A 25,774-nucleotide genomic window follows, 5' to 3' on the forward strand; every position below is an offset into this window, starting at 1 on the left:
ATGAAATTTTTAGTTCTTGCAGGAGGCTCTGGAACAAGGCTATGGCCATTGTCAAGAAAAAACTTTCCAAAACAGTTTTTAAAACTTCCTACTGAAGGCAATTGCTGTGAAAGCTTTTTCCAGAAAACATTAAAAAGACTTTATCTTTATAAAGATGCAGAAATTTTTATTGTAACAAATGAAAGACACAAGTTTTATGTAATCAACCAACTTGAGGAAATCTCAAAAAAATTAACAAAAAAACCTGTCTTTGAAATAATTCTTGAGCCTACTTCAAAAAATACAGCTGCTGCAATTGCTTTAACCTTAAAATACGCAATGCAAAAGGGAATAGCTCCAGAGGAAGTATTTTTTGTGTGTCCATCTGATCATTTAATTAAGCCTGATGAAAAATTCATAAGCTATATTAAAGCTTCAGAAGAGATAGCTAAAAGAGGATATATTGTAACATTTGGCATAAAACCAACTCGCGCTGAAACAGGTTATGGATATATAAAAGTAAAGATGCCAGAAAGGGAAACCTTTTACAGAGTGGAAAAATTTGTTGAAAAACCTGACATTGAAACAGCAAAGAAATACATTAAAGATGGGAACTATTTCTGGAACTCAGGTATGTTTGCCTTCAGAGTTGATACCATAGTGGAAGAATTTAAAAAATGTTCACCTGAGCTTGGTAAAATTTTTGATAGACCTTATGAAAAAGTATTAAATGATTTTCATAATCTTCCTGACATATCAATTGATTATGCAATTATGGAGAAAACAGACAAAGCAGCACTTCTTCCTATGAACATATTCTGGTCAGATATAGGTTCATGGGAAAGTCTTTATGAAATCCTTGAAAAAGACTCAGCAGGTAACGCAGTAATAGGAGATTCCTTAAACATAGAGACAAAGGGAAGCCTGATTGTTGGCAATAAAAGATTAATTACAACCTTAGGGCTTAAAGATACAGTGGTTGTTGAAACAGAAGATGCACTGTTTATTGCAAAGAAAGGTGAGTGTCAGAAAGTTAAAGAAATTGTAAAAATTCTTTCTGAAAAGGCTTCTCCACAGATTGAAGAGCATACAACTGTCTACAGACCATGGGGAAGTTTCACTCTTCTTGAAAAAGGACATAGATATAAAATAAAGAGAATAACAGTAAATCCTGGAGCCAGCCTCTCTCTTCAGATGCATCATCACAGATCAGAGCACTGGGTTGTTGTAAAAGGAACTGCTAAGGTAAAGATTGGTGAAAAAGAGCAATTTGTTCACGAAAATGAATCAATATATGTTCCAAAGAGTACACTTCACAGACTTGAAAATCCTGGTAAAATCCCGCTTGAAATAATAGAAGTTCAGGTTGGAGAATATGTTGAAGAAGATGATATAAAAAGATTTGAGGATGCCTATGGAAGACAGAATATTTAGAGAATATGACATAAGAGGCATTTATGGTAAGGATCTTACCGAAGATGTTGCCTATTTAATTGGAAAAGCCTTTGTTTGTCTGGCAGCTAAAGAGCTTGGAAAAAAACCTGAAAAGTTCTCTGTTGGAATGGATGCAAGAGTTTCATCAGAGGCTTTAAAAAATGCCTTATTAAAAGGAATTACAGAATGCGGTATAGATGTCATTGACATAGGTTTATGTCCCACGCCCCTTCAGTATTTTTCACTTTTTAAGCTTTCAATAGATGGAGGAGTAATGATAACAGGAAGTCATAATCCGCCTGAATTTAATGGTTTTAAACTGAGTATTGGCAGGGAAACGATTTATGGAGAAAAAATTAAAGAATTGAAAAAAATTATTGATAAAAAAGAGTTTATCAACTTTAACACAAAAGGAAGAATTGAAAAATACAGGATAATTGATGATTATGTTAACTACATGACAGATCAATTTTCTTCTTTTGAAGGAATAAAAGTAGTCGTTGATTCTGGAAATGGAACTGCAGGAGTAGTTGCTCCATTGATTCTGAAAAAACTCGGTGCTCAGGTTATAGAGCTTTACAGTGAGCCTGATGGCAGATTTCCCAATCATCATCCTGATCCTGTAGTGCTTGAAAATCTTCAAAATTTAATAAAAACTGTAATAGATGAAAGAGCTCATATTGGTATTGGCTTTGATGGTGACGCAGACCGAATAGGAGTTGTTGATGAAGCTGGTGATATTGTCTGGGGAGACAGATTGATGATTATATTTTCAAAAGACATCTTACAAAAGCTTCCTCAGGCGAAAATAATTGGAGAGGTTAAGTGTTCAAGGATAATGTATGAAGAGATTGCAAAATCTGGTGGAGTTCCAATTATGTGGAAAACAGGACATTCTCTTATAAAGAAAAAAATGAAAGAAGAAGGAGCAGTGCTTGCAGGTGAAATGAGCGGGCATATATTTTTCAGTGACAGATATTTCGGATATGATGATGCCATATATGCAGCATTGAGATTAATAGAGATTATAAAAAAATCAGGTGAACCCTATGGAGTAAAAAAACTTTTAAGCGGAGTAAAAACAATGCAAAGCACGCCAGAAATAAGGATTGATTGTCCTGATGAAAAAAAATTCATGATTGTAGAAAAGATTAAGGAATATTTTAAACAATATGAATGCAATTTCACTGACGGAGTAAGAGTAAATTTTCCAAAAGGCTGGGCTTTAATAAGGGCTTCAAATACCCAGCCTGCTTTAGTATTAAGGTTTGAGGCTGAAACAGAAGATGAGATTGAAGAGATAAAAATTATTGTTCATCAAAAGCTTTTTGAAGTATTTCAATTTTTCAAAATATTATGATATACTTAAAAACTTTTTAAAAGAGAGGTTTTTTATGAAACGAGTGATGGTAGGTGTAATTTTTTTTATTTTTCTCTTTACATTAAACTCTTTTGCTCAGGAACTTCCAGTAGTTACAGCAATTGAGATAAAAGGACTCAAAAGAATTGAAGAAGCTGCAGTAAAAAATAAAATCTCTCTTAAACTTGGAGAAGTTATCTCTCAGGAAAAAATATCTGAAGACATTAAATCAATTTACAAAATGGGATATTTTGAGGATGTAAAAGTTGATATTGAACCATTTGAAGGTGGAGTAAAGGTAATCTATACTGTTAAGGAAAAGCCTACAATTGTAAAAGTAAGCTTTGAAGGAAATAAAGAGTATGATGAAGACAGATTAAAAGAAGTTGTTGCCATAACTGCAGGAGCTATTGCAGATGTAACTCTTATAAATGACAATGCGTTAAAACTCAAAGCCTTTTATGAGTCTGAAGGTTATTATTTTGCTAAAATTGTTCCTGTTATTAAGAAAAAAACAGAACAGGAAGTGGAACTTACCTATGTCATAGATGAAGGCAATAAAGTAAAGATAAAAGAGATAAAATTTGAAGGTAATAAAGCAATATCATCAAGAAAAATTAAAAAAGTTATGGCAACCTCTGAGAGAAAATTTTACTCCTTTATCACAGGAAGCGGATTTTACAAAAAATATGAAATGATGCAGGATCTAGAAAAAATAAAGGACCTTTACTATGACAATGGATATCTCAAAGTCTCTGTTGGAGAGCCAAAGCTGGAGTTTTCCCAGGATAAAAAATGGATGACAATAACAATCCCGATTTCTGAAGGTCCGCAGTTTAAAATATCTTCAGTTAAACTTGCAGGATACAAAGACAGCAAAGAAGAGCAGGAACTTAAAGAGCTTATAAAACTAAAACCTGGTGAAATTTTCAGTAAAGCTAAAATGCGTAAAGATGTGGAAGCAATAACTTCATTCTATTCTGATCGTGGATATGCCCTTGCAAGTGTTTCTCCTGATGTTCTTCCAAATGATGAAAAATTAACAGTTGATGTAATTTACAATCTCAAACCAGGGGATAAATTTACCATTGGAAGGGTAAATATTTCAGGAAATGTTAAAACAGTTGACAAAGTAATAAGAAGAGAAATAAGAGTTGATGAAGGAGATGAGTATTCTGCATCAAAAATTCAGAAAAGCAAAAAAAGACTGGAAGATCTTCAATATTTTGAAACTGTTGACATAAATCAAAAACCTGATCCTGATAAAAAAACTGTTGACCTTGATGTTAATGTTAAAGAAAAACCAACAGGATTTTTAACAATTGGTGGTGGATATAGCTCTATTGACAATCTTATTGGTATGGTTGATGTTACTCAAAACAATCTATTTGGTAGAGGCTATTCTCTAACTCTGAGAGGAGAGCTTGGTGGAAGAAGTTCTTATTATACTATAGCTTTCAGAGATCCATGGTTTATGGACAAACCTCTTCTTTTTGGATTTAATGTTTATAGGCAAAAAAGAGAGTATGTGAACTATACAAGAGATGCAACAGGACTGTCTTTTACTTTCGGGAAAAGATATGGAGAAGACTGGTCTGCTTCAATAACCTATGATATTGAAAAGTCAAAGGTTACAAATGTTGCCACAGATGCTGATACAGTAATTAAGGATATGGAGGGGAGGCTTCTTACAAGTGCTGTTACTTTTCAGATAATTAATGATACTCGTGACAGTTATATTGATCCAAGCACAGGAAGAAGATACTCTTTAAGTGTTACCACAGCAGGTCTTGGTGGAGATACAGGTTTTTGGAAAAGTTTGCTTGATCTTGGCTGGTATTTACCAATATTTGAGGAATCAACTCTGCATTTAAGGGGAAGGCTGGGCATGTCTGATACTCTTTTTGGAAAGAAATATCCACTTTATGAAAGATTTTATGTTGGTGGTCTTGATACAATAAGAGGTGTGGGATATGGCGAGGCTGGTCCAAAGGACAGTAAAAATGAACCAATTGGAGCAAAAAGAGCATTGATATTCAATATTGAATATCTTTTTCCAATAGTAAGTGAAATGAAACTTAAAGGACTGATATTTGTTGACATGGGCAAAGGATATAATGAAGGTGAAAAATTTGGCTCTAATATAAAATATACATCAGGATTTGGCTTTAGATGGTTTTCACCACTTGGTCCTGTAAAAATAGACTATGGAATAAATCTTAACCGAAAGGAGGGGGAGTCAAAGTCAAAGATTGAATTTGGTTTTGGTTCGTTCTTTTAATTGAAAAGTTGTGTGAATTTTATAAATATTTTAGGAGGAAAAAAAGAAATGAAAAAATTTTTATTTGTTCTGTTTGCCTTTGTTTTTACACTATCCTTTGTCTCAGTTGCCAGTGCAGAACTTAAGATTGGAGTAGTTGATGTTTTCAGAGTATTAAATGAATCAGATGAAGGGAAAAAAGCTGTAGGACAACTTCAGAATATGGTTGAAGAGAGACAGAAAATTCTTGAAGAGAAACAGAAAAAAATTCAGAGTTTAAAAGAAGAGCTTGAGAAAAAACGCTCTGTTTTAAGTGAAGATGCAAGAAAATCTAAAGAAGATGAAATTGATCGTCTTAGTAGAGAGCTTCAAAGAACAGCAGCAGATTATCAGGTAGAGCTTCAGAAAAAACAGAATGAGATTACCCAGAGCATGTTTAAAGAAATAAAGCAACTAATTAATGAGTATGCTCAAAAGGAAGGCTATAGTCTCATCCTTGAAAAGGCTGAGCAGATAATTCTTTTTACAACACCTGAGGTTGATATTACAGATAAAATAATTTCACTTTATAATCAAAAAACATCTCAACAAAAAGGAAAAAAATGAAGCTATCTGAGATAGCAAAAATTTTTAATGCAAAAGTTGAAGGAGATGAAGACATTGAAATATCAGGAGTAAAAGGAGTTGAAGACTGTGAAGAAGGCGATATTACTTATATAGCAGGGTCAAAATACATTGAAGCTGCTAAAATCAGTAAGGCTTCTGCATTTATTGTAAAGGAAAAAGTTGAAGGCTTAAATAAGCCCCAACTTATTGTCCAGAATCCTCCGCTGGTTTTTGCCAAACTTCTTGAAGTTTTTTATGTAAAACCTCATCCTGTGAAAGGAGTAAGTAAAAAAGCATATGTAGCTGAGACAGCCAAACTGGGCAAAAATATAACAATTTATCCCCATGTCTGGATTGATGAAAATGTCAACATAGGAGACAATACTGTTGTTTATCCCTTTACATTTATAGGAAGAGAAACATCCATTGGTTCTGACTGTGTGATTTATCCTAATGTAACAATCAGAGAAAAAGTCAGGATTGGTTCAAGAGTAATAATTCATTCTGGAAGCGTTATTGGTTCTGATGGATTTGGATACATCTTTCATGAAGGAAAACATCATAAAATTCCTCAAGTAGGTGGAATAGTTATTGAAGATGATGTGGAGATTGGTGCCTGTGTTACCATAGATAGAGCTACAACTGGAAATACTTTAATTGGACAGGGGACAAAGATTGACAATCTTGTCCAGATTGCTCATAATGTAAAAATTGGGAAAAATTGTATAATTGTAGCACAGGTTGGTATTGCTGGAAGCTCTAAAATTGGTGATGGATGCATACTTGCAGGACAGGTTGGCATTTCAGACCATGTGGAAATAGAGCCTGAAACAATAATAACAGCTCAGGCAGGAGTTATGCCAGGTAGAGTTCAGAAAGGTGTATTTTCTGGTTCACCTATTATGCCTCATAGAGAATGGCTTAAAGCAAATGCAATTTTTCAAAAACTTCCAGAACTTTACAAAAAAATAAAAGAACTTGAAGAAAAAATTAAACAACTTGAACAGCATTGATATAAGGAGGCTCAGAATGATTGATATTAAAGAAATTATGAACATTCTTCCGCACAGATATCCATTTCTTCTTGTGGACAGGGTTCTGGAACTTGTTCCGAATGAAAAGGCTATTGGGATAAAAAATGTTACAATGAATGAACCATTTTTTCAGGGACATTTTCCAGGAAATCCTGTAATGCCAGGAGTGCTTATAGTTGAAGCAATGGCTCAGGTAGCAGGTGTTCTTGCCTTTAAATCAGGAATAGAAGGTACGGGAGTTCTCTTTTTGAGCATTGAAAAAGTCAAGTTCCGCAAACCAATTGTTCCTGGAGACCAGATTGTATTTGAAGTCAATGTTATTCACAGGCGCGGAGGAGTATGGAAATTTTCAGGTACTGCCAGAGTTAATGAAAAAGTTGCAACAGAAGCAGAATTTACAGCAATGGTTACAAAATGAGGTAAATATTCATGAGCCAGATACATAAAACAGCTATTATTAGCTCTAAAGCAGAAATAGATGAAGATGTAGTTATAGGTCCTTACTGCATAATTGGAGATAATGTTAGAATAGGTAAAGGCACACGCCTTATAAATCATGTTCAGATTGAAGGAATAACTGAGATAGGTGAGAATTGTACAATATTTCCTTTTACAACAATTGGTTTTCCACCGCAGGATATAAAATACAAAGGAGAAAAAACAGGCGTTAAAATTGGTAATAACAATATCATCAGAGAATATGTAACAATTCACAGAGCAAGCGTTTCTGGAGATGGCTGGACAGTAATTGGAGATAATAACTTTATTATGGCTTATGTGCACATTGCCCATGACTGCAAAATCGGAAACTCTGTAATTATGGCAAATCTTGCCACACTGGCAGGTCATGTTCAGGTTGAAGATTTTGCATTCATTGGAGGTTTAGTGGCAGTGCATCAGTTTACAAGAATAGGTGCCTATGCCATGATAGGAGGATTTAGTGGAGTTGGACAAGATGTTCCTCCCTTTACAATGGCTTCCGGACCAAGAGCAAAACTTTATGGGCTGAACTCTGTAGGTCTTAAAAGAAGAGGATTCAGTGAAGAAACCATCAATATACTTAAAAAAGCCTATAAAATTCTATTCAGAGACAAACTTCAATTAAAAGAGGCGATTGAAAAAGTCAAAAACGAACTTCCTCAGATTCCTGAAATTAAACATTTAATAGAATTCATAGAAGCAAATAAAAGAGGAATATGCAGATAGGAGTTATTGCTGGAAAAGGCTTTCTTCCTCTTGTAGCAGCAATGGAACTTCAAAAAAAAGGTTACAGAGTTATAACAGTTGCTTTACAGGGATTTGCCCATGATGAATTGAGCAAATACAGCGATTTATTTGAGTGGATAAACATAGGTAAGGCTGGAGAGATTATAAATTTTTTAAAAAAAAATAACGTTAAAGAAGTGATTTTAACCGGTAAACTGCCAAAAAAAATTATCTTTGAAAGAGAAAAAATTAAGCCTGATATCAGAGCAATGAAAATGCTTTTTTCAGCTAAGCTTAGAGGAGACAATGAACTTCTTAAAATAGTTGAAAAAGAACTTCTCAGTGAAGGAATAAAAATTGCAGCTTTATCAGAATTCTGTCCAGAATTACTTACTCCTCAAGGAGTTCTTACAAAAAGGAAACCTACAAAGGAAGAATGGAAGGACATTGAATATGGATTTAAAACTGCAAAAAAAATTGGTGAACTTGACATAGGACAGACAGTGGTAGTAAAAGAAATGTCAATAATTGCTGTAGAAGCCATAGAAGGAACGGATGAGACAATTTTAAGAGCAGGAGAATTTGTAAAAGATTCTGTTGTAGTAAAAGTTAGTAAACCTCAGCAGGATTTAAAACTTGACCCTCCTGTTACTGGAATGGATACAATAATAACTATGGAAAAAGCTAAAGCCAGAGTTTTAGCTCTTGAAGCTGGAAAAACCTTTATAGTAGAACGAGATAAAGTAGTTGAAAAAGCCAATGAATTTAATATAACAGTGGTAGGTGTTAAACAACCTTGAACTTTTTCAACTGCATAAATGATGCTTTAAAAACAGTTCATAAAAATTATCAATTACTATTGATACATTTTGCATTTTTATTTATCAGCTTTTTTGGGTTATTTTTCATTCTCAGCATCCCGCTTGGAATCCTTTTTGTAATATTTGGAATTGACCTTACAGATATATTGAAAGGCAGTTTTATTGAGATATTTCTGTCTTCTATAAACATCATGAAAAAATTTCTGATTTTTGCCATTATTTTTATACTTACTCTATTTCTCTATGTTATATTTATCATCAGCCTCTGGATTTATATCTTTTCAGGAACAATTGGCATAATGTATCAGTATTTAAAGGAAAAGATTAGTTTTAACTTAAAAGACTTTCATCAGTATGGTAAAAGATATTTCTGGAAAGTTGCTTTTTTTGCTATGTTTTCTGCTTTTATTTTTGTCTGTTTAACATTAGTTTTTGGATTTTTAAGTGAAATAAGCTCTAAAACAGTAAATCTTTTAAGTTACTGGAGTCATGCTTTGTCACTATTTTTTAATGTTTTTATTTACTTAAGCATACTTCTTATTGGAATTATTGTTTTCCTTTTATGGATAACATTTACACTTTTTGGATTTTTTGGAATTTTCATAAAAAATTTCACAATAAAGGAAACAATAAAGGAAACCAGAAAATTAATAATTCTTTATCCTCAATCAATTGGAAGGTCAGCACTTTTATTTGTAATATACATTTTAGCAGGAGGTGTTATTCTTTCTTTCAGCTCCTTACTGGCAATAATTCCCCGCATAGGAGCTGTACTTGTAGCAGCTTATCAATTTATTATTCAGTTTGCTCATATTTATATCAGCATGATTGTGTTTGCTGCATTTCTATCCTATTATACAAAACTTGTTTATCATAAAGACTCTGAGCCAGAGCAAGCTCCTCTTTCTCAAGAGGTTCAACAACAAACTCAAAACCTTCCTCCTTCAGAGCCTTCTTAATATTTTCCTGAAAAATTCTCCTGTCAAATTCCTCAACCAGTTCTTTTATCCCAAAAATACGATCAGCTTCTTGCTGGCTACACAAAAAAACTTCTTTTAACAACTCCCTATCCACTGTAACAGGAATTGTGCCCTGCTGTAAAAATCCATCAATCCATCTTTTTTGAGCAGATCCTATAATTTTTACATTTTTGAAACATATTTCTCCAAAGGAAGAACGAGCAAAACATAAAGAGCTTTTGTTTATAACTCTTTTTTCTCTTTTTACTTCAACAGAAATCCCTGTTAAACTAAAAGCTCTTACAAATACATGACTCAAAACTTCATAAGCCTGAAAGAGACTTCCTTTAAATCTACCTTCTTTTTTGCAGGAGAAACTATATGTAACATCATCATAATGAAGAATCCCTTTGCCTCCTGTTGCTCTTCTTACTATAGGTATCTGATTGGCAATACAGAAATTTAGATTGATTTCTTCAATTTTCTGAAACTCACCTATGCTGACCGCTCTTTTATTCCATCCATACAATCTGAAAGTTGGCAAAACCTTGCCTGTCCTAACAAAGAAACTGATTGCTTCATCAACTGCCATGTTAAAATAGGGATCATACTCCTTATACTCAATAAAGCGAATGAGCATTCTACAGGATTTGAGTTTATTTTTCCTCTTCAAGAATAATCTTGTGATTCAGTAAGGACATCTCCTTGATTTTGCCTTTAAAAACTTTTTGCTCTCCAAATATGTTCCGAAGATATATCTGATTGCCTTCAGGTCTTAATATATCAACGCTCTCTAAGTAGATTTCCTCTTCTCCATTTTTAATAACATATGCATTTGCTTCACACATTGAACTCCTCCTTTATATGAAGGATTAATTTTTCCACAAGATGTGGAAGAGGTTCTTTCACAACTCCTATAATTTCAATTCCTTCCTGATTAATTGGCAATAAAATTTTTTTTGCTGCACTGCTTCCAACTGCTTCTGCCATTTTTGAAGTTAACTCTCCCATCATTGCGTTTGCCACAAGAATACTTAAAGGACCTATGATAACATCAACTTTTTTAACATTCCACACAATAGCATTTTCACCGGAAGCTCCTTTATTTGCTTTACACTTCATCATATTTGCTGTAGCTGCAGCATTTGTTCCAAGTGCTAAAATTTCTATTTTATCTCCAAAGGCTTCCCTTAAAGATTTAATAATAAAACTTCCAATTCCTCCACCCTGTCCATCAATCACAGCAATTTTAATCATATTGTAAATACTACAAAGTTCTGAAGAGAAATGTCAAACCCTATTGTCATCAATAAATTTTTTTGATATACTTATAAATAAACAATAAAGGAGGTAAAAACATGTCTTTAGTGTTATGGTTTAACCAAATAGGCATAAAGGATATTCCCATTGTGGGAGGTAAAAATGCATCCCTCGGTGAGATGTTGAGAAATCTTACACCAAAAGGCATTAATATTCCTGACGGATTTGCAGTCACTGCAGAAGCCTATAAATATTTTATAAAATCAAACAATCTTGACAATCCTATGAGGAAAATTCTTTCCACCATTGATAAATCAAATGTGGAAGATCTCAAAAATAAAGGTAAAAAAATAAGAAAACTTATTCTTCAAGGTAAAATGCCTGAAGATTTAAAACAGGCAATTATTAAAGCCTATCATGAATTGGAGGAAAAATATGGAAAAGAAACAGATGTAGCTGTGCGTTCAAGCGCAACAGCAGAAGACCTCCCTGATGCCTCTTTTGCAGGACAGCAGGAGACATATTTGAACATTAGAGGTGCTCAAAATGTTGTAGAAGCAGTACAAAAATGTTTTGCTTCACTTTTTACAGACAGAGCAATTTCATATAGAATTGACAAAGGTTTTGATCATTTTTCAGTATATCTTTCAGCAGCTGTCCAGAAAATGGTTCGTTCTGATAAAGCCTCCTCTGGAGTAATGTTTACTCTTGATACAGAAACAGGATTCAGGGATGTGGTCTACATTACAGGTTCATGGGGATTGGGTGAGTATGTTGTTCAGGGCATAGTAAACCCTGATGAGTTTTATGTTTTTAAGCCTACATTAAAAGAAGGATATAGAGCAATAATCTCAAAAAAACTTGGTGCAAAGCAGCAAAAACTAATATATGGAAATTCTACAAAACCAACAAAAGGATTAAAAACAACCTTACAGGAAAGACAACAGTTTGTTTTAAATGATGATGAAATTTTAACTCTTGCTAAATGGGCTATAGAAATAGAAGAACACTATGGAAAGCCAATGGATATTGAATGGGCAAAAGATGGAGATGGAAACATAGTAGGAACAGGAAAACTTTTCATTGTTCAGGCAAGGCCGGAAACAGTGCATTCTTTAAAAAAAGAGAACTTTTACGAAGTTTATGAACTTAAAGGCAATGCAGCTGTGCTTTGCACAGGACTTGCTGTAGGAAGTAAAATAGGTCAGGGTAAAGCGTGTATAATAAAAGAAGCTTCTCAGATTCATCTCTTTAAACCAGGTCAGGTACTTGTTACAGATATGACAGATCCGGACTGGGAACCAATAATGAAGGTTGCTGGAGCTATTGTTACAAATCGTGGAGGAAGAACATGTCATGCTGCGATAGTATCCCGTGAACTTGGTATCCCATGCGTTGTTGGTACAGGAAATGCTACAGAGGTAATAAAGAATGATGAACCTGTAACCGTTGATTGTTCTAAGGGCGAGGAAGGAAGAGTGCTTCAGGGAATTATCCCATATGAAGTAAAAAGAATTGACCTTACAACCTTACCAAACACAAAAACAAAGATCATGATGAATGTAGGAATCCCTGAACAGGCTTTTATTCAGGGTCAGATTCCTTCTGATGGTGTAGGACTTGCAAGAATTGAGTTTATAATAAGCTCTCACATTGGAGTTCATCCTCTGGCATTGATTGAATATCCAAAATTGAAACAACAAATCCAGAATCCAAAAATAGCAAAAATAGTTAAAGAAATAGAAAAAAGAACCCCAATGTATGAATATAAACCTGACTTTTATGTGGACAGGCTTGCCCAGGGAGTTGCAATGATTGGTGCAGCCTTTTATCCAAAGGATGTTATTGTGAGATTTTCAGATTTTAAGACAAATGAATATGCAGGACTTATTGGTGGTGAGCTTTATGAACCAGTTGAATCAAATCCCATGATTGGATGGCGTGGAGCAAGCAGATATTATGATCCAAAGTTTGAACCAGCCTTTGCTCTTGAATGCCTTGCAATTAAAAAAGTCAGAGATGAGATGGGACTTAAAAATATTAAAGTTATGATTCCCTTCTGCAGAACTGTTGAAGAAGGAATTAAGGTAATTGAAGTAATGAAAAAATATGGACTCAAGCAGGGTGAAAATGGACTTGAAGTGTATGTTATGTGTGAGATTCCAAGCAATGTAGTTCTGGCTGAAGAATTTGCCAAAATCTTTGATGGTTTCTCAATTGGCTCAAATGATTTAACTCAGCTTACACTTGGACTTGACAGAGATAGTGCACTGGTCTCTCACATTTATGATGAAAGAAATGAAGCTGTAAAAAAACTTGTGAAACAGGTAATTGAAACTGCCAAAAAATACGGAAGAAAGATTGGAATATGCGGACAGGCACCGAGTGACTTTCCTGAGTTTGCTGAATTTTTAGTGGAATGCGGAATAGACTCCATAAGCCTTATTCCTGACACTGTTCTTAAAACAAGAATTCTTGTTGCGGAGAAAGAAAAGGAGCTAAAAATTTAAACTGAAAGCAAAATAAATATTGACAAATTTTTTCAGATTTTGTATGCTTAATTTATCAATAGTTACCCTCCTGAAGGGTTGAATATTTTATAAAAGTGAAAAAATCCTTAAAAATCCATAATTGAGGTAAAGTAATGGAAAACAATAATATTCCAATTTCTATTTCTGAGCTAAAGCAGAAAAAAATTCCTGAACTCATGGAGATGGCAAATTCTTTGAATATTGAAAATGCCACTTCTATGAAAAAACAGGACTTAATCTTCGCAATACTTCAGAGCCAGATTGAAAAAATTGGAACTGTTTACGGTTCAGGTGTTCTTGAAATTCTTCCTGAAGGATTTGGTTTTTTAAGAAGCCCTGATTACAGCTATCTGCCAAGCCCTGATGATATTTATGTCTCTCCATCGCAGATTAGAAAATTTGGCTTAAGAACAGGAGACCTCATCACAGGGCAAATAAGGCCTCCTAAGGAAAATGAAAGATATTTTGCTCTTCTTAAAGTTGAAACAATCAATGGTAAGCAGGTTGAAGAAGTTCTGACCAGAGCTCTTTTTGATAATTTAACTCCCTATTATCCTACTGAAAAAATCAAACTTGAATATGATCCCACAGATTACTCTACCAGAGTTATGGATTTACTCACTCCTGTTGGAAAAGGTCAGCGCGGTTTAATTGTTGCTGCTCCAAGAACAGGTAAAACAATGCTTCTTCAGTCAATTGCAAAGGCAATAAAAAAAAATCATCCTGAGATATATTTAATTATTCTGCTCATTGATGAAAGACCTGAAGAAGTTACTGACTGGCGAAGACAGCTCCCAGGTGCAGAAATAATTAGCTCTACTTTTGATGAGCCTGCTCAGAGACATTGTCAGGTTTCAGAAATGGTTATAGAAAGAGCAAAAAGACTTGTAGAGGAAGAGAAGGATGTTGTAATATTACTTGACAGTTTGACAAGACTTGCAAGAGCATACAATGCTATTACACCTGCTTCTGGAAAGGTTCTCTCTGGTGGACTGGAAGCAACAGCACTGCAGAAACCTAAAAGATTTTTTGGAACAGCAAGAAATATTGAAGAAGGTGGTTCTTTAACAATAATTGCAACTGCACTTGTTGAAACAGGAAGTAGAATGGATGATGTTATCTTTGAGGAGTTTAAAGGAACTGGTAACATGGAAGTTCATCTGGATAGAAAACTTGCTGATAAAAGAATTTTCCCGAGCATTGATATTGGCGCTTCTGGCACAAGAAAGGAAGAATTGCTTCTGCCTCCTGATATTTTAAATAAAGTCTGGATTTTAAGAAAGGTATTAAGCACCCTTAGTCCTATTGAGGCAATGGAATTTTTACTCAGTAAACTTAAAGGAACAAAATCCAATAAAGAATTTCTTGAGATGATGAACAAATGATGAAAACAGAGGACTACTGTTTTGTCTGTGGGAAACAAAATCCAAAGGGTTTGAAAGCCTTTTTTAATCACAGCAATGGAAACTCTCATGCTGAAATTATTCTTGCGCCTGAGTATCAGGGTTATAGTGGAATAATTCATGGTGGTATTATTGCAGCTTTACTTGATGAAGCCTGTGTCTATGCTGCAAATTCTCTTGGATTCAATACAGTCACAGCAGAGTTAAAAATAAGGTTTAAAAATCCTGTAGCACCGGAAGAAAAAATAGTGGTAGAAGCAAAAGCAAATCATCTAAAATCAAAACTAATTGAAGCAAAAGCATGGATAAAAGATAAACAAAACAAAATTGTAGCAGAAGCAGAAGGAAAGTTAATAATAAAGGAAAAAATAAAGTGATAATAAGATTTTACAGAAAGTCTGCTTTATCAGATTACAAAACCAGAGAACTTCTTAATCGTATAAAATCAGAGATTTCAGAGGAAATTAAAAATCTTGAAACAGAATTCTGTTATAACATTCTAATAACTGAAAAGCTCTCCCTGGATGAATTGAATATTCTCAGATGGCTTTTATCTGAAACCTTTGAGCCAGAGAATTTTTCAGAAAAAAGCTTTCTTAGTCCAGACAATGGAATGATATTTGAAGTAGGTCCTCGCCTTAATTTTTCCACTGCATGGTCAACCTGTGCTGTATCTGTATGTCACAGTATCGGAATAAAAAAAATTCAGAGAATAGAGCGCTCCAGGAGATATAAGCTAAGCCCTAAAATCATAAACTTTCCTGAAGATAAATTTTTAGAGATGATTCATGATAGAATGGTTGAATGCCCCTATCCAGAGCCTTTAAATGATTTTTCTCATGGTCAAACAATAAAACCAGTTAAAATTGTACCTGTTATAGAAGAAGGTAAAGCAGCACTTGAAAAAATAAATAAAGAATTAGGGTTAGGATGGGATGAATGGGACATTGATTTTTATCTGAAACTTTTCAAGTATAAATTAAAAAGGAATCCCACTGATGTGGAATGCTTTGACCTTGCCCAGTCAAACAGTGAACACAGCAGACACTGGTTTTTTAGAGGCATTTTAATCATTGATGGAAAACCTGCAAAACTCTCTCTTTTTGATATAGTAAAAGAGCCTTTAAAGAGAAATCCAAAGAATTCTGTAATAGCCTTTAAAGACAACTCCAGTGCTATTTATGGTGCAAAAATAAGTTATCTGAAGCCTGAAAAACCTATGAAACCTTCAAAATACAAAATAGAGAAAAATCTTTATCATTTGATTTTCACTGCAGAAACTCATAATTTTCCAACAGGAGTAGCTCCTTTTCCGGGTGCTGAAACAGGAACTGGAGGAAGAATCAGAGATGTTCATGCCACTGGTAAAGGTGCTTTGCCAATAGCAGGAACTGCTGGTTACTGTGTTGGAAATCTTCAAATCTTAGAATATGAGTTGCCATGGGAAGATAAAACATTTAAGTATCCGAGCAATCTTGCAAAACCACTTCAGATTGAAATAGAGGCAAGCAATGGTGCTTCTGATTATGGAAATAAATTTGGTGAGCCTGTTATTGCAGGATTTACTCGTTCTTTTGGAATAAGACTTCCTCATGGAGAAAGAATTGAATGGGTAAAACCAATAATGTTCACAGGTGGAATTGGACAGATAATGGATATTCATAAAGAAAAGCAACCTCCTCAAAAAGGAATGTTAGTTGTAAAAATTGGAGGTCCTGCATACAGAATTGGAATGGGTGGTGGTGCTGCATCAAGCGTTGTATCAGGAGAGCTAAGTGAAGCTCTTGACTTCAATGCTGTTCAGCGTGGAGATGCTGAGATGGAAAACAAACTCAACAGAGTTGTCCGTGCCTGCGTTGAACTTGGAGTCAAAAATCCTATTGTAAGCATTCATGATCAGGGTGCTGGTGGAAACTGTAATGTCATTAAGGAACTTGTATATCCTGAGGGAGCAAAGATTGACATAAGAAAAGTAATAGTTGGTGATGAAACTCTTTCAGTCCTTGAAATATGGGGAGCTGAGTATCAGGAAAATGATGCAATTTTAATAAAAAAAGAAAGTGTTAACGTTTTTAAAACTCTTTGTGAAAGGGAGCGACTTCCATGGTCAATTATTGGAGAAGTAACCGGAGATGGAAAATTGATCGTTTATGATAGCAAAGATGGACAGATTGCCGTAAATTTCCACCTTAAAGATGTCCTGGGAGAAATTCCAAAGAAGGAATTTAAACTTACAACAGTTGAAAGAAAACTTGAACCTCTGAGACTTCCTGAAAACTTAACAATTCATGAAGCATTACAGAGAGTTTTAAGGCTTCTTTCAGTGGGCTCAAAGAGATTTTTAACAAATAAAGTTGACCGCTCAGTTACAGGGCTTATTGTTAGACAGCAGTGTGCTGGACCTGTCCAACTCACTGTTTCTGATGTATGCGTTGTTGCCCAGAGCTATTTTGATAAAACAGGAATAGCCCATGCAATTGGAGAGCAACCTATAAAAGGAATTATAAATCCAGAGGCAATGGCAAGACTTTCAGTAACTGAGGCAATTACAAACATTGTATGGGCAAAAATTACAAGCCTTGAAGACATAAAATGTTCTGCTAACTGGATGTGGGCAGCAAAGCTTCCAGGTGAAGGTGTCAGACTTTACAGAGCTGCTCAGGCAATGGCAGAGCTTATGATAAAGCTTGGTATTGCAATTGATGGCGGTAAAGACTCTCTTTCAATGGCTGCAAAACTAAAGACACCAGAAGGAATAGAAATTGTTAAATCTCCTGGAACACTTGTTATTTCAGCCTATGCTCCATGTCCTGATATAAATAAAGTAATAACTCCTGATATAAAGCATCCAGGAGAAAGTATAATTCTTTTTATTGACCTGAGTAATGGAAAAAAAAGAGTTGGTGGAACTGCTCTTGCTCAATGTTACAGTCAGCTTGGAGATGAAACTCCTGATCTGGAAGACCCTGAACTTTTAAAAAGAGCTTTTAATGCAGTGCAGGAATTAATTGATAAAAATTTAATAGTTTCAGGACATGACCGCTCAGATGGAGGCTTAATTGTAACACTGCTTGAAATGGCTTTTTCAGGTAGCTCAGGTTTATTAATAAAAATAGAACCTCATGTTGAAAATCTCCTTCTTATTTCAGAACTCTTCAATGAGGAACCAGGAATTGCAATAGAAATTGACAAAAAAAAGGCTTACAAGGTAAAAGAAATACTCACCCAATACAACCTTCCCTATCGTGAGATTGCAGAGACTTTAAAAGAGGACAGAATCATTATTGAAAAAGAAAACAGAATTATATTTGATGAATCCATGACAAAACTCAGAGACCTATGGGAAGAGACAAGCTATAGAATTGATATGCTTCAGGCAAATCCTGAGTGTGTAAAAGAAGAAAAGAGAGTAATTTATTCAAGAATCTCACCAAAATATATGTTAAGCTTCAAGCCAGAAAAAACACCAGTAGTACTGCTTAAGAAAAAAGCAAAACCTCGTGTTGCGATAATTCGTGAAGAAGGAAGCAATGGAGACAGAGAAATGGCAACAGCTTTTTATATGGCAGGATTTGAACCATGGGATGTATGCATGCAGGATCTCATAAATAAAAAAGTTTCTCTTAAAGAATTTAAAGGTATTGCATTTGTTGGAGGATTTAGCTTTGCCGATGTTCTTGATTCTGCTAAAGGATGGGCAGGCTGTATAAAGTTTTCTCATCTCAGAAAAGAGTTTGAAGAGTTTTATATGCGTCCTGATAGCTTCAGCCTGGGAGTTTGTAATGGATGTCAGCTTATGGCACTTCTTGGATGGATTCCATGGTACGGAATTGAACAGACTCAACAACCCCGTTTTATCTGGAATAAATCTGGAAGATTTGAATCACGCTGGGTGAGCATTAAAATCCTGCCTTCTCCATCAATTATGCTCAAAGACATGGAAGGCTCAGTTCTTGGAGTATGGATAGCTCATGGAGAAGGGAGAGCTTATTTTCCTGATGAAACAATTCTGAATAAGGTAATTGAGAAAAACCTTGCACCTCTTCGTTATGTTGATGATGAGGGAAATATTACAGAAACCTATCCCTTTAATCCAAATGGTTCACCCTATGGGATAACTGCTTTATGCTCTGAAGATGGCAGGCATCTTGCAATGATGCCGCATCCTGAAAGAGCCTTTTTACTCTGGCAATGGCCATGGATGCCTGAAAAATGGAAAAAATTCAAAGCCTCTCCATGGTTAAAAATATTTCAGAATGCAAGAAGGTGGTGTGATGGGCATGCATAAGTTGTTGAAAAATAAAATTGCTGAAGCAATCAAAAAGCTTGGCTTATCAGAAATTGAGCCTGAAATAGAAATTCCAAAAAATGAAGCTTTTGGTGATTTAAGCAGTCCTGTTGCAATGGAACTCACAAAGAAGTTGAAAAAACCTCCAAGAGAAATTGCTGAAAAATTAGTCTCTTTAATAGATAAAACTTTATTTGAAAACATTGAAATTGCAGGAGCTGGATTTATAAATTTCAAATTTAAAAAGGATTTTATCTTTTCTGAGCTTGAAAATCTTTTGAATGAAGGTGAAAAATTTTTAATCCAGAATATTGGAAAAGGAAAAAAAATTCAGATAGAATTTGTGAGCGCAAATCCAACAGGTCCACTTCATCTTGGTCATGGAAGAGGGGCAGCTCTTGGCGCAGCTTTATCAAATATCCTTAAAGAAGCTGGATACAATGTCTCAACAGAATACTACATTAATGATGCTGGTAAACAGGTGGAACTTCTTGGTTTGAGTGTTTACATTGCATTACAAAAATTTTTTGGAAAAGAACTGCCCATGCCAGAAGACTGTTATAAGGGCGAATATATACATGAGATTGCAAAAGAGATTTATGAATCTTACGGTGATAGTTTAAAAGACAAAAGCTTTGATGAAATTGGTGATTTTTTAATTGATTTTTCCTATAAAAAAATACTCAATGAAATCAAAAAAGATCTTGAAGACTTTGGAGTAACTTTTGACAGCTTCCTTAGTGAGAGAAAACTTTATCATACAGGTGAGGTTCAAAGAGCGATCCTGAAGCTTAAAGAGCTTGGATTTATTTACGAAAAAGATGGAGCACTATGGTTTCGCTCAACTGAATTTGGTGATGACAAAGATAGAGTTGTTGTAAAAAGTGACGGAACCTATACATATTTTGCCTCAGACATTGCCTATCATAAAAACAAAATTGAAAGAGGATTTGATGAGCTTATAAACATCTGGGGTGCTGACCATCATGGATACATTCCGAGAGTAAAAGCTGCTGTGCAAGCACTGGGAATGACTGCTTCTCAAATCAAGATAATTCTTGTTCAGATGGTAAATCTGCTAAGGGAAGGGAAACCTGTGCAGATGTCAAAAAGAGCAGGAACATTTGTCACTTTAAGAGAAGTTATGGATGAAATTGGCTCTGATACCACAAAATTCATATTTCTTACAAGAAAATCTGATAGTCACTTAGAGTTTGACATAGAGGTTGCAAAAATGCAATCACAGGAAAATCCTGTTTATTATGTTCAGTATGCCCATGCAAGAATTAACAGTATTTTTGAAAAAGCAGGAGCTTCACCTCCTAGGGTCCCCAACGGATTTTGCCCAGAACTGTTTAATGAAGATGAGCTTAAAATTATAAAAAAATTGCTTCTTTATCCAATGATTTTTGAACTATCTGTGCAGATGAGAGAACCTCACAGAATAACCTTTTATTTACAGGAAGTTGCAGGGATGTTTCACAGTTATTATCATAAATATAGAGTTATCTCTGAAGATGACAAATTAACACAAACAAGGCTCAGTCTTTGTAAAGCTGTAATGCTGGTTTTAAAGCATGGATTGAGAATGCTTGGAGTAAAAGCTCCTGAAAAGATGTAAATCAGCTGAAACGAATAGCATCCACTACTTTTACAACCTTGGAAATAAATCCAACATCGTGAACTCTCACAATATTAGCTCCATTTAAAATTGAAACAGCAACTGCTGCAGCAGTACCTTCAAGACGAGCATGGGGAGGAGCATCATTCAGAATTTTTCCAATAAAGCTTTTTCTTGATACTCCAATAAGTATTGGTTTGCCCAATTGAGAGAATGCTTTGAGATTTTTTATTATTTGAAGATTATGTTCAGGTAGTTTACCAAATCCTATGCCTGGGTCAACAATTATCATATCTTCATTAACACCTGCCTGTTTTGCAATAACTATAGAGTTTCTCAGATATTCAATAATTTCAGGTATTAAAGCCTCATAATAGGGATTTTTTTGCATATCTCGTGGTGTTCCTTTTATGTGCATTATAACTAAAGGCACTTTGTATTTACTGACAACATCTGCCATTTTAGGATCAAATCTTAGTCCACTTATATCATTAACAATAGTTGCTCCTGCTTTAATTGCTTCCTCTGCAACAGAAGCTTTATATGTATCAATGGAAATAGGAACAGAGACCTTATTTGAAAGAGCTTCTATTACAGGAATAACCCTTTTTAACTCTTCATCAATACTAACTGGTTCTGCACCAGGTCGGGTTGATTCTCCACCAATATCAATTATGTCAGCTCCTTCATCAATCATTCTTAAAGCATGGTCAATAGCTTTTTGATAATTAAAATATCTACCACCGTCATAAAATGAATCTGGAGTGATATTTAGAATTCCCATTATATAAGTTTTATGAAGAAAATTGAATTCAAAGTTATGAAATTTGAGTTTCATGCAGCTTTTGAAACTATTTCATCTATTTCTGAAGCTTCAAGAGTCTCTCTTTCAAGCAAAGCCTGAGCAATTGCATCAAGAATCTTTCTGTTCTTTTCAAGTAACTGTCTGGTCTGGCTATAAGCCTCTGTTACAATTCTTTTTGTTTCCTCGTCTATTTCTTCTGCAGTTTTGTCAGAATAATCTCTGTGTTTTGCAATTTCCCTTCCAAGAAATACATGCTCTTCTCTTTTACCAAATGTAAGAGGTCCCATCCTGTCACTCATTCCCCATTCTGTAACCATCTTGCGGGCAAGTTCAGTAGCTCTCTCAAGGTCATTTCCAGCTCCTGTTGTCATTGTTCCAAGAGCTATTTCCTCTGCAACTCTTCCTCCAAGAAGAACTTTAAGAGTGCCATAAAGATATTCTTTTGAATAGGTATAACGGTCATCAAGAGGAAGTTGCTGGGTTACTCCAAGAGCTCTTCCTCTTGGAATTATACTAACTTTATGAATCGGATCAGTTGCAGGTGTGAGTTTTGCTACAAGAGCATGTCCTGCCTCATGATAGGCTGTAATTCTTCTTTCTTCTTCAGAGAGAACCATGCTTTTTCTTTCAACACCCATCAAAACTTTATCCTTGGCTGACTCAAAGTCATTCATGTGGACGGTATCACTATTTTTTCTTGCTGCGGTTAAAGCAGCTTCATTCACTAAATTTGCAAGGTCTGCTCCTGAAAATCCAGGAGTTCCTCGTGCAATTTTTTCAAGATCTACATCTGAAGCAAGAGGAATTTTTTTTGTATGAACTTTCAGTATCTCAAGCCTTCCTTTTACATCAGGAAGAGGAACAACAATCTGACGGTCAAATCTTCCAGGTCTTAAAAGTGCAGGGTCTAAAACATCAGGCCTGTTTGTGGCTGCAAGCACAATTATTCCTTCATTGCTTTCAAACCCGTCCATTTCAACGAGAAGTTGATTCAGTGTCTGCTCCCTTTCATCATGTCCTCCACCAAGACCTGCTCCACGCTGTCTTCCAACTGCGTCTATCTCATCAATAAAAACAATGCATGGTGAGTTTTTCTTTGCCTGATCAAACAAATCTCTAACTCTGCTTGCTCCAACTCCGACAAACATCTCAACAAAGTCTGAACCAGAGATTGAGAAAAATGGAACACCTGCCTCTCCTGCAATTGCTTTTGCTAAAAGAGTCTTTCCTGTTCCAGGAGATCCGACAAGAAGAATACCTTTTGGAATCTTTGCTCCAAGCTTTATATACTTTTGAGGATTGGTAAGAAAATCAACGATTTCTTTTACTTCTTCCTTTACTTCCTCAATCCCTGCAACATCTGAAAAAGTTACTTTAACTGATTTATTGGAAATCATCTTTGCTCTTGCTTTTCCAAAAGACATGGCACGGGAACTTCCAGCCTGCATCTGTTTCATAAACATGATCCATAAAAACAGAAGAAAAATCACAGGACCCCATGAAATCAAAAAGTTAATATACCATGGTGTCTGATCAGGAGGTTTGACTGAAATTTTTACTCCATGAGAAGAAAGTTCTTTTATAAGGTCTGGATAATTTATGTAATAAGTTTTAAAAAAAGAGCCATCTTTAAGTTTTCCTGTTATGGTATTGTCCTTGATTAAAACTTCATCCACTTCAGAATTCTGCACTTTTATGAGAAATTCTGAAAATATTATATCTTTTTCATTTTTCTGAGGCACATTAAAAAAATTAAAAAGTGCAATTATAGAGATTCCTATAATTAACCATATCAGAAATGTTTTTAATGAACTCTTTGAGTGTCCATTCATAGATTAATTTTAACTTAAAATAACCATAAAAGTAAAAAGTTGAGGTAAAATATAATTTTCTTGACAGATAAAATCTCTTTATGTTTTAATTTATTCAATTTATGGAAAGGCAAGATTCGCAAATTCAGTCCCCTTTACCCCCCCCCCCCCCCCATATCTTGTACATTTTTATATTTCCGCATTGTTAGAGCACAAAGGTTTACTAATTATTTGAATATTAAATTTTGGTAGGAGGTAAAAATGAAAGTAAGTTTATTAATGAAACTAATCTTATCACTCCTTTTTCTTTTTTCCCTCACAAGCACGGCTTTAATGTTTTTGTTTCTTGCAGGAATGACTGATGATGGAAGAGTCGTAAACTATGCTGGTATTGTAAGAGGTGGAACGCAACGACTTGTAAAATTTGAACTTTCAGGAAAACCATCTGATGAGCTTATTGCAAATCTTGATAAAATCATTGCAGGACTTTCCGAAGGAAGTAAGGAACTAAATCTTCCAAAAATAACTGATGAAAGATTTATCTCAAAGCTTAATGAGCTTAAGACAAAATGGAAATTTCTAAAGGATTTAATTAAAAACTTCAGACAGGACAGGACCCTTTCAGGAAGGCTTCTTGAGGAATCGGAAAGCTATTTTAAACTTACCAATGAAGTTGTCTCCGCGGCAGAGGATTACTCCAGGAAAAAAGTAATAACCTTAAAAATTATTCAGATATCCATATTTGTAGTCAATGTAGCTCTTCTTGCACTGATTTTTATCATGACTCAGAAAAAGATAATTAATCCCATTTACAAATTTTCTAACCTGATAGAAAAAGTTTCTAAGGGTGAGTTAACTATAAAGGTTGACACCAAGGGCAAAGATGAAATATCTAAGCTTGGTAGTTATCTTAATGGAATGATTCAATCTTTTTCCGGAATTATAGATAAAATTCTTCAGACAGTGCTCAGTGTAATAGATTCAACGGATAAACTAAGAGAAACAGCTCAGAAAGCTTCTGATGGTGCTCGCAATCAATCTTCACAGGCATCTCAGATTGCAACAGCAGCTGAGCAGATGAGCCAGACAATAACAGATATTGCAAAAAATGCTTCTCAGGCAGCAGAAAGTGCTGAGGAAGCAATGAAAACAGCCAGTGAAGGTAAAGCACTATCAAACGATGCCATAAAAGTTGTAGAAGAAGTTTATCAATCCACTTCAGAACTTTCTAATGTTGTTCAAAAGCTTAATCAGAGAGCAGAAGAAATAGGTGAGATTATAACAGTGATAAAGGACATAGCTGACCAGACAAATCTTCTTGCTTTGAATGCAGCAATTGAGGCAGCAAGAGCAGGAGAGCAAGGTAGAGGTTTTGCAGTTGTAGCTGATGAAGTCCGCAAACTTGCAGAAAGGACAATAAAGGCAACAGATGAAATATCAGAAAAAATTAAAAACATCCAGAACGACTCTCAGGCAACAAGCAAGTCAATGGAGATTTCTCTTAAAAATGTCACAAAAGCAAATGACTTTATCAAGGAACTTGGAAATTCTCTTCTTCACATTGTTGATTCAGTAAACAGAGTAAAGGATCAGATAACACAGATTGCAACAGCAGTAGATGAACAGTCTGCAGCAAGTGAGGAAGTGGCAAAGAATATAGAAAAAACATCAGAAATTGCAAAGGATATGGAAAAAAATGCATCAGAGGTCATGACAAGAGTAAATGAGCTTACAAAAATCGTTGAAGAACTAAGAAATGCTACATCTGGCTTTAAAACAGAGGCAAGTCAATTCATGATTATTGACATTGCAAAAACAGACCACAGAGTATTTGTAGGAAAAATCGGAGCCTGCCTTACTGGTTCGCTTTCTCTTTCTGCAGAACAACTTCCAGACCACAGAAACTGCAGATTTGGCAAATGGTATCTTGATGAAGGACAAAGATTGTGTGGACATCTTACAAGTTTTAAAGCAATAGATGAGCCTCATGCACGAATTCATGCCTTAGCAAAAGAAGCTATTTCTGCCTGCAATCGGGGAGATACAAAGCGTGCAGAAGAATTATATAGACAGATAGAAACACTATCGCACAATCTTGTGAATTTGCTTGATAATTTAAAAAGAGAATGTCAGCAAAACATGAGGGTTTAAGCAGTCAATGACATAATGATAGATTATCCCTTGAAGAATCCTGATTACCGAAAGCTTCCTTTTACTGTTTTAGCATGCAAAAAGAACGACAATACTATTTTACTTTATACCCACTTAACCAACAGGGTTATTAAGGCACTGATAAATGATAAAAAATTGCAATTTTACAGTAGAGTTAAGACAGTCTCAGAAGAAATAGGCAATGGAAAAGGATTTATCTTGAAGTGAAATCCTGCACTTTTTTG

General features: G+C 34.9%; 20 protein-coding genes. 15 read left to right on the top strand and 5 right to left on the bottom strand.

The window, feature by feature from the left end:
- From ACYQ3X_RS04025 to ACYQ3X_RS04060, 8 genes are read left to right on the top strand one after another with little or no spacing between them, the layout of a single operon-like run.
- Window positions 1–1,413: a mannose-1-phosphate guanylyltransferase/mannose-6-phosphate isomerase gene (locus ACYQ3X_RS04025; protein ID WP_460180542.1), complete on the top strand. Its 1,413-nt coding sequence runs from the start codon at window positions 1–3 to the stop codon at window positions 1,411–1,413.
- Window positions 1,394–2,773, top strand: a complete 1,380-nt coding sequence (locus tag ACYQ3X_RS04030) for a phosphomannomutase/phosphoglucomutase (protein ID WP_460180543.1) — start codon at window positions 1,394–1,396, stop codon at window positions 2,771–2,773. The genes ACYQ3X_RS04025 and ACYQ3X_RS04030 overlap by 20 nt, the downstream gene beginning before the upstream one ends.
- Before the next feature lie 34 nt (window positions 2,774–2,807).
- Window positions 2,808–5,054, top strand: coding sequence for an outer membrane protein assembly factor BamA (gene bamA / locus ACYQ3X_RS04035; RefSeq protein ID WP_460180544.1), 2,247 nt, complete (start codon window positions 2,808–2,810; stop codon window positions 5,052–5,054).
- A gap of 48 nt (window positions 5,055–5,102) precedes the next feature.
- Entirely contained in the window at window positions 5,103–5,639 is a 537-nt protein-coding gene (locus tag ACYQ3X_RS04040; protein WP_460180545.1) for an OmpH/Skp family outer membrane protein, read from the top strand.
- Window positions 5,636–6,652, top strand: coding sequence for a UDP-3-O-(3-hydroxymyristoyl)glucosamine N-acyltransferase (gene lpxD, locus ACYQ3X_RS04045; RefSeq protein ID WP_460180546.1), 1,017 nt, complete (start codon window positions 5,636–5,638; stop codon window positions 6,650–6,652). The genes ACYQ3X_RS04040 and lpxD overlap by 4 nt, the downstream gene beginning before the upstream one ends.
- A 16-nt stretch (window positions 6,653–6,668) precedes the next feature.
- Window positions 6,669–7,091 (top strand): 3-hydroxyacyl-ACP dehydratase FabZ, encoded by a 423-nt coding sequence (fabZ, locus tag ACYQ3X_RS04050; protein ID WP_460180547.1) that lies wholly within the window; start codon window positions 6,669–6,671, stop codon window positions 7,089–7,091.
- Between the two features lie 11 nt (window positions 7,092–7,102).
- On the top strand, window positions 7,103–7,879 hold the full coding sequence (lpxA, locus tag ACYQ3X_RS04055; RefSeq protein ID WP_460180548.1) for an acyl-ACP--UDP-N-acetylglucosamine O-acyltransferase: 777 nt from the start codon (window positions 7,103–7,105) through the stop codon (window positions 7,877–7,879).
- Window positions 7,870–8,679 (top strand): LpxI family protein, encoded by an 810-nt coding sequence (locus ACYQ3X_RS04060; protein ID WP_460180549.1) that lies wholly within the window; start codon window positions 7,870–7,872, stop codon window positions 8,677–8,679. The genes lpxA and ACYQ3X_RS04060 overlap by 10 nt, the downstream gene beginning before the upstream one ends.
- Before the next feature lie 840 nt (window positions 8,680–9,519).
- Here ACYQ3X_RS04060 and ACYQ3X_RS04065 read toward each other — a convergent pair.
- Genes ACYQ3X_RS04065 through ACYQ3X_RS04075 form a run of 3 tightly spaced genes read right to left on the bottom strand, consistent with a single transcriptional unit; the run spans window position 9,520 to window position 10,916 of the window.
- Complete coding sequence (locus ACYQ3X_RS04065) at window positions 9,520–10,332, bottom strand: lipoate--protein ligase family protein (protein ID WP_460180550.1); 813 nt, start codon at window positions 10,330–10,332, stop codon at window positions 9,520–9,522.
- Window positions 10,316–10,507 carry a CooT family nickel-binding protein gene (locus ACYQ3X_RS04070; RefSeq protein ID WP_460180551.1) on the bottom strand — a complete coding sequence of 64 codons (192 nt, stop codon included), beginning with the start codon at window positions 10,505–10,507 and terminating at the stop codon, window positions 10,316–10,318. The genes ACYQ3X_RS04065 and ACYQ3X_RS04070 overlap by 17 nt, the downstream gene beginning before the upstream one ends.
- Complete coding sequence (locus ACYQ3X_RS04075; protein ID WP_460180552.1) at window positions 10,500–10,916, bottom strand: DUF3842 family protein; 417 nt, start codon at window positions 10,914–10,916, stop codon at window positions 10,500–10,502. Before ACYQ3X_RS04075 ends, ACYQ3X_RS04070 begins: the two co-directional genes overlap by 8 nt.
- A gap of 101 nt (window positions 10,917–11,017) precedes the next feature.
- Between ACYQ3X_RS04075 and ppsA the strand changes: the two genes are divergently transcribed.
- The 5 genes from ppsA to argS all read left to right on the top strand — a co-directional run bounded on the left by ppsA (window position 11,018) and on the right by argS (window position 20,762).
- Window positions 11,018–13,429, top strand: a complete 2,412-nt coding sequence (ppsA, locus tag ACYQ3X_RS04080; RefSeq protein WP_460180553.1) for a phosphoenolpyruvate synthase — start codon at window positions 11,018–11,020, stop codon at window positions 13,427–13,429.
- A 155-nt stretch (window positions 13,430–13,584) separates the two neighbouring features.
- Window positions 13,585–14,835, top strand: a complete 1,251-nt coding sequence (gene rho, locus ACYQ3X_RS04085) for a transcription termination factor Rho (RefSeq protein WP_460181687.1) — start codon at window positions 13,585–13,587, stop codon at window positions 14,833–14,835.
- The gene (locus ACYQ3X_RS04090; RefSeq protein ID WP_460180554.1) at window positions 14,832–15,230 is read left to right on the top strand and encodes a PaaI family thioesterase; all 399 of its coding nucleotides are present in this window, start codon (window positions 14,832–14,834) and stop codon (window positions 15,228–15,230) included. The genes rho and ACYQ3X_RS04090 overlap by 4 nt, the downstream gene beginning before the upstream one ends.
- Entirely contained in the window at window positions 15,227–19,141 is a 3,915-nt protein-coding gene (gene purL / locus ACYQ3X_RS04095; RefSeq protein WP_460180555.1) for a phosphoribosylformylglycinamidine synthase, read from the top strand. The genes ACYQ3X_RS04090 and purL overlap by 4 nt, the downstream gene beginning before the upstream one ends.
- Window positions 19,134–20,762, top strand: coding sequence for an arginine--tRNA ligase (gene argS, locus ACYQ3X_RS04100; protein ID WP_460180556.1), 1,629 nt, complete (start codon window positions 19,134–19,136; stop codon window positions 20,760–20,762). The genes purL and argS overlap by 8 nt, the downstream gene beginning before the upstream one ends.
- A 1-nt stretch (window position 20,763) precedes the next feature.
- On the opposite strand, the gene folP is transcribed toward argS, so the two are convergent.
- Window positions 20,764–21,600, bottom strand: coding sequence for a dihydropteroate synthase (gene folP / locus ACYQ3X_RS04105; protein ID WP_460180557.1), 837 nt, complete (start codon window positions 21,598–21,600; stop codon window positions 20,764–20,766).
- The gene (gene ftsH, locus ACYQ3X_RS04110) at window positions 21,597–23,399 is read right to left on the bottom strand and encodes an ATP-dependent zinc metalloprotease FtsH (protein ID WP_460180558.1); all 1,803 of its coding nucleotides are present in this window, start codon (window positions 23,397–23,399) and stop codon (window positions 21,597–21,599) included. The genes folP and ftsH overlap by 4 nt, the downstream gene beginning before the upstream one ends.
- Window positions 23,400–23,639: 240 nt before the next feature.
- Here ftsH and ACYQ3X_RS04115 point away from each other — a divergent pair, with 240 nt between their 5' ends.
- On the top strand, window positions 23,640–25,529 hold the full coding sequence (locus ACYQ3X_RS04115; protein WP_460180559.1) for a methyl-accepting chemotaxis protein: 1,890 nt from the start codon (window positions 23,640–23,642) through the stop codon (window positions 25,527–25,529).
- 15 nt (window positions 25,530–25,544) lie between these two features.
- A complete protein-coding gene (locus ACYQ3X_RS04120; protein ID WP_460180560.1) occupies window positions 25,545–25,757 on the top strand; it encodes a hypothetical protein in 213 nt (70 codons plus the stop codon).
- Window positions 25,758–25,774 lie beyond the last annotated feature (17 nt).

The sequence above is a fragment of the Thermodesulfovibrio sp. TK110 genome (assembly GCF_054658355.1).

Coding starts and splice junctions, on each gene's coding strand:
- lpxD (WP_460180546.1), top strand. CDS start 5,636: ATGAAGCTATCTGAGATAGCAAAAATTTTTAATGCAAAAGTTGAAGGA.
- ACYQ3X_RS04075 (WP_460180552.1), bottom strand. CDS start 10,916: ATGATTAAAATTGCTGTGATTGATGGACAGGGTGGAGGAATTGGAAGT.
- ACYQ3X_RS04025 (WP_460180542.1), top strand. CDS start 1: ATGAAATTTTTAGTTCTTGCAGGAGGCTCTGGAACAAGGCTATGGCCA.
- fabZ (WP_460180547.1), top strand. CDS start 6,669: ATGATTGATATTAAAGAAATTATGAACATTCTTCCGCACAGATATCCA.
- bamA (WP_460180544.1), top strand. CDS start 2,808: ATGAAACGAGTGATGGTAGGTGTAATTTTTTTTATTTTTCTCTTTACA.
- ppsA (WP_460180553.1), top strand. CDS start 11,018: ATGTCTTTAGTGTTATGGTTTAACCAAATAGGCATAAAGGATATTCCC.
- lpxA (WP_460180548.1), top strand. CDS start 7,103: ATGAGCCAGATACATAAAACAGCTATTATTAGCTCTAAAGCAGAAATA.
- ftsH (WP_460180558.1), bottom strand. CDS start 23,399: ATGAATGGACACTCAAAGAGTTCATTAAAAACATTTCTGATATGGTTA.
- argS (WP_460180556.1), top strand. CDS start 19,134: ATGCATAAGTTGTTGAAAAATAAAATTGCTGAAGCAATCAAAAAGCTT.
- ACYQ3X_RS04070 (WP_460180551.1), bottom strand. CDS start 10,507: ATGTGTGAAGCAAATGCATATGTTATTAAAAATGGAGAAGAGGAAATC.
- ACYQ3X_RS04090 (WP_460180554.1), top strand. CDS start 14,832: ATGATGAAAACAGAGGACTACTGTTTTGTCTGTGGGAAACAAAATCCA.
- ACYQ3X_RS04040 (WP_460180545.1), top strand. CDS start 5,103: ATGAAAAAATTTTTATTTGTTCTGTTTGCCTTTGTTTTTACACTATCC.
- ACYQ3X_RS04115 (WP_460180559.1), top strand. CDS start 23,640: ATGAAAGTAAGTTTATTAATGAAACTAATCTTATCACTCCTTTTTCTT.
- ACYQ3X_RS04060 (WP_460180549.1), top strand. CDS start 7,870: ATGCAGATAGGAGTTATTGCTGGAAAAGGCTTTCTTCCTCTTGTAGCA.
- ACYQ3X_RS04120 (WP_460180560.1), top strand. CDS start 25,545: ATGATAGATTATCCCTTGAAGAATCCTGATTACCGAAAGCTTCCTTTT.
- folP (WP_460180557.1), bottom strand. CDS start 21,600: ATGAAACTCAAATTTCATAACTTTGAATTCAATTTTCTTCATAAAACT.
- ACYQ3X_RS04030 (WP_460180543.1), top strand. CDS start 1,394: ATGGAAGACAGAATATTTAGAGAATATGACATAAGAGGCATTTATGGT.